Origin of the sequence: Neorhodopirellula pilleata (genome assembly GCF_007859915.1) — a bacterium.
GTDB lineage: Bacteria > Planctomycetota > Planctomycetia > Pirellulales > Pirellulaceae > Rhodopirellula > Rhodopirellula pilleata.
Genome location: NZ_SJPM01000050.1, coordinates 1 through 9,456 on the forward strand (window position 1 = coordinate 1; position 9,456 = coordinate 9,456).

General features: G+C 53.2%; 7 protein-coding genes. 5 read left to right on the forward strand and 2 right to left on the reverse strand.

Going from position 1 to position 9,456, the window contains the following annotated elements; all coding sequences use genetic code 11:
• Window positions 1-180: 180 nt before the first annotated feature.
• Both Pla100_RS29950 and Pla100_RS29955 read right to left on the reverse strand, forming a co-directional pair.
• Window positions 181-804: a Fic family protein gene (locus Pla100_RS29950; protein WP_231603811.1), complete on the reverse strand. Its 624-nt coding sequence runs from the start codon at window positions 802-804 to the stop codon at window positions 181-183.
• Window positions 801-1,178 (reverse strand): helix-turn-helix domain-containing protein, encoded by a 378-nt coding sequence (locus tag Pla100_RS29955; protein WP_146583028.1) that lies wholly within the window; start codon window positions 1,176-1,178, stop codon window positions 801-803. Before Pla100_RS29955 ends, Pla100_RS29950 begins: the two co-directional genes overlap by 4 nt.
• Before the next feature lie 757 nt (window positions 1,179-1,935).
• Between Pla100_RS29955 and Pla100_RS29960 the strand changes: the two genes are divergently transcribed.
• The 5 genes from Pla100_RS29960 (at window position 1,936) to Pla100_RS29980 (ending at window position 9,227) form a co-directional block, all read left to right on the forward strand.
• Window positions 1,936-2,196, forward strand: a complete 261-nt coding sequence (locus Pla100_RS29960; protein WP_146583030.1) for a hypothetical protein — start codon at window positions 1,936-1,938, stop codon at window positions 2,194-2,196.
• Window positions 2,197-2,323: 127 nt separating this feature from the next.
• Window positions 2,324-3,964 carry a LamG-like jellyroll fold domain-containing protein gene (locus tag Pla100_RS29965; protein ID WP_146583032.1) on the forward strand — a complete coding sequence of 547 codons (1,641 nt, stop codon included), beginning with the start codon at window positions 2,324-2,326 and terminating at the stop codon, window positions 3,962-3,964.
• Entirely contained in the window at window positions 3,954-6,809 is a 2,856-nt protein-coding gene (locus Pla100_RS29970) for a PSD1 and planctomycete cytochrome C domain-containing protein (RefSeq protein ID WP_231603812.1), read from the forward strand. The genes Pla100_RS29965 and Pla100_RS29970 overlap by 11 nt, the downstream gene beginning before the upstream one ends.
• Window positions 6,810-6,918: 109 nt before the next feature.
• A complete protein-coding gene (locus Pla100_RS29975; RefSeq protein WP_146583034.1) occupies window positions 6,919-8,307 on the forward strand; it encodes a DUF1501 domain-containing protein in 1,389 nt (462 codons plus the stop codon).
• Window positions 8,308-8,459: 152 nt separating this feature from the next.
• The gene (locus Pla100_RS29980; protein ID WP_231603813.1) at window positions 8,460-9,227 is read left to right on the forward strand and encodes a helix-turn-helix domain-containing protein; all 768 of its coding nucleotides are present in this window, start codon (window positions 8,460-8,462) and stop codon (window positions 9,225-9,227) included.
• Window positions 9,228-9,456: the final 229 nt, after the last annotated feature.

Below are 9,456 nucleotides of genomic sequence, written 5' to 3' on the forward strand. Positions count from 1 at the left end.
ATTCTGGGGGAGGGGGGCGTTGTGCGCGGTCGGTCAAAATCAGACTCGCAATCCGCTTCGCTGCGTTTCGCAATGGCCAAACCTCAAAACGCAGAACCGATTTCGTCCTTGGTGAATAATGCGGGTTGAGTGGGAGTGAAACTGGGCATCGTTATTCTTTAGCTCCTTCGGGTTGTGGTGTCACTCGCTGAACCTCTGGTGCAGGTCGATCAGCGGCCCATAGTTTCGCATATCGGCTTGCTTGATGGCTGCAATGTATTCGTCGCGAATCGGACTTTCTGTGTTTCGCAAATCGGTCGCCGGCCAGAGTGTCGCTGGCTGGTCGTGTTGCATCAGCCACACATTCGCCAAGAGCCGAGCCCAGCGACCATTCCCATCTTCAAAGGGATGAACCCAGACGGCGCGGTGATGAAACTCAGCCGCCGTTGCAACGACGAGATCACCGCTTTCGTTGTGTCGCTTGTCGGCCTCCATCGCAATGACTCCGAGCTCCGCGGCGATGATGTTGGGGCTCACTCCGATGTTCTTTTCAGTCGATCGGATCTCGCCTGCCCAGCTCCAGATCGAACCAAGCATCTCACAGTGGAGTCCGAGAAGCCAATCAAAATTGAACGGTGCGATCTTCCGGGAGGGTTTCGACAGTAAGTATTTCTCTGTCACGCGAAGGATCGAAGCAAACTCGACTTCGTTGAGCTCGCGCCGTGTATTGATCGTCTTGAGTTTGAGGCCCGATCCATCAAACGGCGTGTCGTCATCTTTCCCGCTAGAACCAAGCCCCGTGCCCTTGCCACGACCAGTGTTCATGAGGCCCACAGTTTTCGACTGGACGATGCAATCCGAGCTTTCGCTTCTTCGAGATGCGATTGAGCCGAAGCCCGCGAGACAGCCTGAGACTCGAGTGCCACATTGCCCTGCGTAAGTGCGATCAAACGTTTGGCTTTTGCGGTGGCAATCTGATCTCGGAATTGCTCGGCGGGAATCTCTGTTAGATCGAGAGAGATACCCAAGGCGAGCAGAATGGCCTGCAAGTTTGCGAACGAGAATTCATGTTCCTCACCGCCGAGAATCCGAATGACCGTGGCCCGCGAAACCCCGCTCCGGCGCGCGAGATCGGAAACAGATATCTCAAGATCCTGTTTTCGTTTCTGGATGCGCGCGAGTATTTCGGAATGAGGCATGGCAACGGGTCCGGGTTATTTGGAGATGGCTTTCTCGCAATTCTGGAGATTACGCTCCACCATAAGATCCAAAACAAGTGTTGCACGCATGATACAAAAGTCAAGTGGCATTCCAGGATGACAAACGCCGGTTCGAGAGGTAGTTAACGGTGGTCACTAGAATTCCGTGACCGGGACAGATTCGAATTCGAATCGAAAGCGTCTACCAACTGGCATAGCTTTTCGGGTGATGTGATTTGGATCACAAATGAACCCGAAAGATGCGTCGTAACATGTTTTCATCAAACGACTTACGAAAATACATAGGGATTTCCCGAGCTCTCCCGAGCGGTTTGAGCGAGGTGTGGTTTGCTCAACTTCTCTGAAAGTTCCAAACGCTTTCAGACCCACAAGTGAACGAAAGGTCGGCATGCTCAGCATGCCGGCCTTTCTTCGTTTTTGCCCCGTGTTTCGCGGTGTTTGCGAGTCTGGCAGCGCGGGGCCGCGTTCTTCGTTTCTTGGGGCCGGTAATTACCCTGGGTTATGGGATCGGGAACATTTCGGCGTCTTGGGGCCGTTTTCTCTGTTTCTTCGTTTCTCTGTCCGTTCGGGTTAAGAGTCGTCCGACTCTCCCAGACGGTCCGGATACGGAAAGGATTCACACGGCAAAACGCTGGGTTTTCGAGCAAATCTCATTTGAGGGGGTAGCTGTTCAACCATCTGCTGAGATTTCTCCGCAGAGAAATAGAGAAAAGCCGGGTAATGACAAATGGAGCCTATGCAGCCGTACACGACCGACACTTCCGCTAAAGCCGAAGCGATTCAACTAGAGTTGTTTCGGCGGATGTCACCGACGGATCGAATCACCAAGATGTGCAATCTTTCCACGAGTCTGCGTCGGATGGCCTTCGACGCAATCCGACGTATCCATCGCAATTTGAACGAAGCAGAGGTCAGGCTAACGTTCATTGAGTCGACCTACGGAAAAGAGCTGGCTGCCGAGGTTCGAAACCATTTGCATCAGCGCGAGATGATGTGAGCAAATCAGACGACGATGATTTGGTATTGGCTTTGGTACCGGTGCCGAACCAAAGTCACACTCAGTCGACTCCGCACAGCCTTGCTGGAATGTATTCAACGTCGCTTACTAGCTGAGGAACACTAACGTGAATCAAGAAGAGCGACTATTGCTGATAGACTCGCTGATTGATGGCAGCATCGACGAAGCCGACTTGTTGCGGATTGAAGCGGAATTGATCGTCGATCCGGATGTCAGGCAGCAGTACTACAGCCGTTTACGACTGAACATGCTGCTAGAGCGAGAGGCTTCGGAAGCGACCTCGATCCCAACGGCAACGAATATCACCCAGCATCAGCTTATTAACGAGTATCAACCTGCGCGGTGGGTAAAGATTCTTTCCGGGGCTTTGGTGACGATCGCGGCCTCAGTGCTGCTGATTATCTTCCTCAATCGAACAGACATCATTCCAACTTCGCGGGACAGCGAAAGCGCACTTGCCGCACAGGTGGAGCCGTCCGCGAGTGGCTTTGCCGTTCTCAGCGGTCAAGACGGTGCTGTCTGGTCCGGCAGCCCGCTGGTCGAAGGTGATTTGTTGCCGACAGGTGAATTGCATTTGAAATCCGGACGCGTGCACATCGAGCTTTTTAGCGGTGTTCAGATGGTGATCGAAGGCGACGCTCAGTTTTCCATCGATTCACCGATGCAGGTCACGATGGATCGCGGAATTGCACGGGCGCGTGTTCCGGAACCAGCCCAGGGTTTTAAGATCAAAACGAATAATGGGGATGTCATCGATCTTGGAACAGAATTTAGTATCAATGTGGACAACGGTGGAGCGGACGTTCATGTGGTCGACGGTGAAGTTGAACTTCAGCCTCGGAACAGCGATTCGCTTCGGATCGACGCCGGTCTATCTCGCCGTCTGTCTCGTTCGGGCAAGTTGGTCGATGCCTTAGCACCATTAACTGAATCCGTCGGGCCAAGTGAGTTTCAAGGTTTCCTGCGAGACAAGCAGAAGAAACGATTCGCCGATTGGTTGGAAGCTCGACGCGAAATCGAGGCAGACCCACGTTTGGTTGCTTACTATCAGCTTCAATCCAACCCATCGCTAGACAATCGAATCGAGAATCTGGCTGTCGCCGCAGCCCAGCCTTCATCGGACGGATCGGTCGTCGCCGCGACACCGACGACGGATCGTTGGGGGCACAGCGATGCCGCTTTAGATTTCAGTCGCATCGGAAGTCGAGTGCGTCTGGACGTGCCGGGCGAGTACCACAGTCTGACCATGCTCTGTTGGATAAAGATCAATAGCCTGGATCGCTGGTACAACTCGTTGTTCCTGACCGACGGACACGAAGATCGTGAACCCCACTGGCAATTGATGGATGATGGGAGGGTTTTCTTTTCGGTGAAGGTTCCCCGACCTGATGGTATTTCCGAGTTGGACCAGCCTGTTTTCTACTCGCCCAAAATTTGGGATGCGTCGCTGAACGGTCGTTGGATCATGCTGGCCGTAACGTATGACGTCGATCAAGCTCTGGTCACACACTACTTGAACGGGATCTCGATCAGCAGCGAGCCGATTCCCAATGATCAAATCGTGGAATCGATTCGCATCGGCCCCGCTTCAATCTGTAATTGGAGCGAGCCGATGTACCGCACGGATCCGAAATTCGTGCTGCGCAACCTGAATGGGAGCATGGACGATTTTGCTTTGTATTCGGACGCATTGTCCGCAGATGAAATTTTGCAGTTGTATCGCGATGGAAGTCCAAATGAGTTTTAAATCAATCGTTGTCCACGTACTGGCGAGTTGGGTGTTGGCCGCCGGCGTTTACGCAGACGAGTCAGCCGAACGATTATTCGCGTTGAAAGTCCAGCCGATGCTGAAAGACAAATGTCAGGGCTGTCACGGTGGCGATTCCGACGACCTCAAGGGCGAGTTCAGCGTGTTGACTCGCGAAGCGTTGTTGCGCGGCGGTGAGTCGGAAGAAGCGGCGATCGTTCCCGGAAAGCCAGACGAAGGAACGTTCGTCTCTGCGATTAAGTGGGAATCACTCGAGATGCCGCCCAAAGAGAATGATCGACTGACCGAACAACAAATCGAAATGGTTCGCAAGTGGATCGAACAGGGAGCTCCGTGGCCCGACGAGAAAACTCAGGCAGCTTACCGTGAGGAAGAGGCCAGGAAGCGGGTGACCGACGAAGGAATGATTGTCGATACGAGCGGTGGTACCTCGGACCAATGGACCAGCCGAAGGTATCCGCCGGAAGATCTTTGGGCCTTCTTACCAGTGAAGGCGAAATCTGAACTATTGCCAGCCGACGTCGAGCGTGAACAAGCGATCGATCACTTCGTCGATGCACAACTTGACAAAGCAGAAATCACTGCAGCGCCGCTCGCGGATGCCAACGATTTGATCCGCCGCGCAACCTACGACCTAACGGGCCTTCCACCAACGCCCGCTGACGTCGCCGACTTCAACGAAGCTTACTCGAAGCAGCCGGATCAGGCTTTGGCAGCGTTGATTGATCGCTTGCTGGATAGCCCTCGATATGGCGAACACTGGGCCAGACATTGGCTGGATGTCACGCGCTATGCAGACACGGGAGGCATGTCGAACGACTTCGAACGATCCAACATGTGGCGTTATCGAGATTACGTCATACGTGCTTTCAACTCAGACAAGCCGTACAACGAATTCATCGTCGAGCAACTTGCCGGTGACGAGTTGGCTGACGCATCCGTTCGTGTCAGGAACAGTGGTTCTCAGGAAGCTGTCAATCAGGCTCAGTTGAAAGGTAAGTACAGCGAGCAGGAATCAGAATGGCTCGTTGCCACTGGCTTTTTGCGGTTAGGCCCCTGGGATAACGCGATGGTCGAGGTCGACGAAGCACGACAGATTTATCTGGACGACGTTGTCAACATCACCGGCCAGACGTTCTTGTCGCAAACACTTCGCTGCTGCAAATGTCACGATCACAAGTTCGATCCAATTCCGACACGCGATTATTACCGCGTGTACTCGGCTTTTTCAACGACGCAAATGGCCGAACGCAACGTTCCGTTCTTGCCCCAGGAAGACCTAAGCCACTTCGAGGCTGGTAAAGCTCATGTGCAGCGAATGCTGGACTTCGCTGTCGAGGAGAAGAACAGAATTGTGGTGAAGCAGGAGGCCGCGGCGCGAGCTTGGTACAAGGAACATGATTTACCATACAAATCGGAGAATGAACGTAAGGATGACTCGGACGAAATGAAACCGCCCCGCCATGTGGGATTGGATCATGTCGAACAGGGACAGTTGAAAGTTCGCGAACAAGACGAATGGATTTGGACGCGACGTTTGGAACGTTACGAGCCGATGGCGCAAAGCGTCTACAACGCAGCAAAGACTGATCTGGCCTGGAATGGGGCTCGCAAGCTGCGCATCAGTCGTAAGCACGCTGACGCCGATCCGCAGGAGAGCTTTATCTTGTCGGGCGGTGCATTAACGGCTTTGGGGGATCGCGTTTTTCCTGGTGTGCTCAGCGCTCTGACACTAACTGTTGGGACTCAATCGGATGATCCCTACCTACTGACCAATGACGTGAATGGTCGGCGGTTGGAATTGGCCAAGTGGATTGCTAATCCAGAAAACGCGTTGACGACTCGAAGTATCGTTAACCGTATTTGGCAATATCACTTCGGCACAGGGATCGCTGCCAACGCCAATAACTTCGGCGGAAAAGGGGCCAAGCCAACTCATCCGATGCTGCTCGACTACTTAGCGGAAGACTTTGTCGAAGGTGACTGGTCGATCAAGCGGATGCATCGACTGATCATGATGTCGGATGTCTATCGTCGATCGACGACCAAGACAGACTCAGAGCAACTTGCCGAGGTCGATCCAAACAACTCGCTGTTGTCTCATTTCCCAAGGCGACGCCTGACCGCCGAGGAGCTACGCGACTCGATGCTGTCGGCAACAGGCGAATTGGTTCACTGTGATGGTGGTGTGCCAGTCATGCCGGAAATCAATATGGAGGTGGCGTTGCAACCTCGCATGATTCAGTTCTCGCTGGCGCCTGCGTATCAACCTTCGCCGACACCGGACTTGAGAAATCGGCGAACCATTTATGCTTACGGTGTTCGAGGCCAGGCAGACCCGTTCACCGAGCTATTCAATGAGCCCAACCCGAACGAATCATGTGAGCAGCGAGAAACCGCCGCCGTTGCGCCGCAGGTATTTGCACTCCTCAACAGCGACCTAATCACCGATCGATCCATCGCGATGGCGTTGCGTCTGCAATCCGAATCGCAAGAGATGGCAGACCAGATACGGACTGCCTTCCAGCTGATTCTGTTGCGTGAACCGACGGAGCAAGAACTCGAGCGGCTGAGCCGATACGTCAAAGAGATGACCGCCTATCACGAGAACGTTAATGCAGAGGAAGTGGAATACCCAGCTAGTATCACTCGTTCACTCGTCGAAGAATTCAGCGGAGAGACATTTGAATACGAGGAGATTTTACCGGTGTTCGATCGTTATGAAGCCGACAGGAAACCAAGCGAAGTCGGCTCGGAAACACGAGCACTCGCAGACATGTGCTTGCTGCTTTTCAACACGAACGAATTTATCTATGTCGAGTGAGCCGATGGCCGTAAGGCCCCGGGCAGTACAAGAAGCCAACCAGAACAGTAGCCCGGCCGCTTTACGCGTCACGGCTTACTCAATCAGTCATAAATAAGAGACTCGAAAAATGAACTCAAGACGTGACTTTATCTACAGCCTTGGCGCATCACTCGGATCGGTTGCCTTTTCGTCGATGCTACAAGCCGATGAAGTAAAAGCAACTTCGTCGCCATTGTCTCCGAAACAGCCGATGCTGCCGGCAAAGGCGAAGAACGTGATCATGCTGTTCATGGAGGGCGGTCCCGGTCACATGGATACATTTGACCCCAAGTCGGAACTGTCACGTCTTCACAAGCAGGAATCAAAACTGGCATTCGGTCAGGAAAGCGGCTTCAAGTTCTTCGTGGGCAGCCCGTTCAAATTCCAGAAAGTCGGCAGCAATGGAATTGAAATGTGCGATCAGTGGAAGCACTTGGCTGATCCCTACGTTGCGGATGAGCTTTGCAATTTCCGAGGTTGCCAAGCGGAGTCGCTCAATCACCCTGAAGCTCTCTTTCACATGAACACGGGCAGTCGGCTTGGCGGCGATCCCGCGCTGGGATCCTGGGCTAATTACGGACTTGGGACCGAGAACCAGAATCTTCCTGGTTACGTTGTCATGACCGAATTGGCTCTACCGCAAGGTGGACCGGCCAACTGGAGTAATGGTTTTTTGCCGCCATACTATCAGGGAACGCGATTGCGACCGCAGGGGTCACCGATTCTGGATCTCGCTCCACAAGGATTCAAAACCCGAGAGCATCAACGTCGTGCACTCGATGAGCTTGCGTGGCTTAATGAAAGTCACTTGCAATCGATCGGTGAAAAAGATGAGAAACTGTCGGCCAGGATGGAGAGTTACGAACTGGCGTTCCGCATGCAAACCGAAGTCCCGGGCGTCATCGACTTGGCAAACGAGTCACAGAAGACTCAGGAAATGTATGGACTGGGTGATGCCGACACAAAGGTGTTTGGGCGGCAGTGTTTGATGGCCCGGCGGTTGGTAGAGAGTGGCGTTCGCTTTGTGCAGATTTTCAGCGGCGGATGGGACAGTCATGATTACTTGGAACGTGGACACACGTCACGAATCAAGAGTGTCGACAAACCGATCGCGGCGTTGATTCGCGACCTGAAGCAGCGCGGCATGCTGGAAGACACGCTCGTGATCTGGACCGGTGAATTTGGGCGAACGCCCGACAATAACAAACGCGGCGGCGTCTACTCGCTTGGGCGTGGTCACAACAGCCAAGCGATGACCATGCTGTTTGCCGGCGGCGGAGTGAAGCCTGGGGTCGTCGGAGCGACTGATGAACTCGGGTCAGCCGCCGTCGAGTGCGTGCACCCCATTCGCGATTTGCATGTCACTTTACTTCACCTGCTCGGGCTTGATGACAACAAGCTGACCTACTTCCACGGCGGACGATATAAACAACTCTCGCAATTCGGTGGCGAGGTCATCAAAGAAATTATCGCGTAAGGGCGTGTTGATATCGTGGATTACGCAATTCATGTGAGCCGATGGCACTAGCCACAGGCCTCGAATGTCGGCTTACTTGCGGAAAACCCAGCGGCTACCGCCATCGGCTCACTAAATCAACACGTCGCTAGTGGTCAGTCTTTAAAAGCTAGGTGAGTATTATTTTGATGAATGAAGTCGTTGCAAGGAGTACCTTCCTGGAAAAACTGGGTAATCGTGGTGAGCAATTCTGCAAGCCATTTGACCATCTGTCGGACACATTCTTTTTCGTAAAAGACATTGATAGCCGGATGATCTTTGCGAGCACTCCGCTTTTAAATCGGTTGGGAATGGAGCGAGAGGAAGAGATCATAGGGAAAACAGACGATTGCTATTTTCCTCGGCATGTTGCCCAAGGCTTTGTCCGCGATGATCGGCAAGTAATCGCCAGCCAGATTCCCCTCATCAACCGTTTAGAAAGTTGGTACGGCAGCGATCGGGTGCTTGACTGGTTTGTCACTTGCAAGTACCCCGTGTTCGGACAGGATGGCCGCGTCATCGGCATCATGGGAACGGTTTCAAGCTATGAAGGCAAGCAGCAAGCATTTCGTTCACACGCCGCGATTAGCCCCGTTGTCGACCTCGTACGAAGAGAATACGCCGGTGATCTAACTGTCGAGTCATTGGCAGACTTTGCGGATGTATCCGTACGTCAATTGCAACGTCGATTTCAGTCAGCCTTCGGAATTGGAGTCAAGGATTTTATTATCAGGACACGTATCCGCGCAGCATGCGCTGCGTTAATCGGTTCCAGCGATCCGATTGCCAAAATCGCAGTCGATGCGGGCTTCTGTGACCAGAGTGCCTTAACGGTGCAATTCCGTAGGCACATTGGCCAGACGCCCGCCGCTTTTCGCAGAGAAAATCGCAGCCTGAGTTAAGCTTGAATGATATCGAAAATTACCGATAGCCAAGTTGCTTCCGAAATCGACTACGTGTCGCATTGTTAATATTTTTGGCGGCTTCTTCATAGAAAGCACAGGACTAGACCTCAATCAAGCGACTGCTGACTGAGGTTTTGGCTGAATTTTGGCGTTCAGTACAGGCGGACCGGGGGCTCGGCTTGGTATTGGTTCGTGATCGAATTGGCATGGCGGTGGTCTTTCGTGG

Bases quoted from the DNA above. Each gene is read 5' to 3' on its own strand.
- Pla100_RS29955 (WP_146583028.1), bottom strand. From the start codon at position 1,178: ATGCCTCATTCCGAAATACTCGCGCGCATCCAGAAACGAAAACAGGAT.
- Pla100_RS29950 (WP_231603811.1), bottom strand. From the start codon at position 804: ATGAACACTGGTCGTGGCAAGGGCACGGGGCTTGGTTCTAGCGGGAAA.
- Pla100_RS29960 (WP_146583030.1), top strand. From the start codon at position 1,936: ATGCAGCCGTACACGACCGACACTTCCGCTAAAGCCGAAGCGATTCAA.
- Pla100_RS29975 (WP_146583034.1), top strand. From the start codon at position 6,919: ATGAACTCAAGACGTGACTTTATCTACAGCCTTGGCGCATCACTCGGA.
- Pla100_RS29970 (WP_231603812.1), top strand. From the start codon at position 3,954: ATGAGTTTTAAATCAATCGTTGTCCACGTACTGGCGAGTTGGGTGTTG.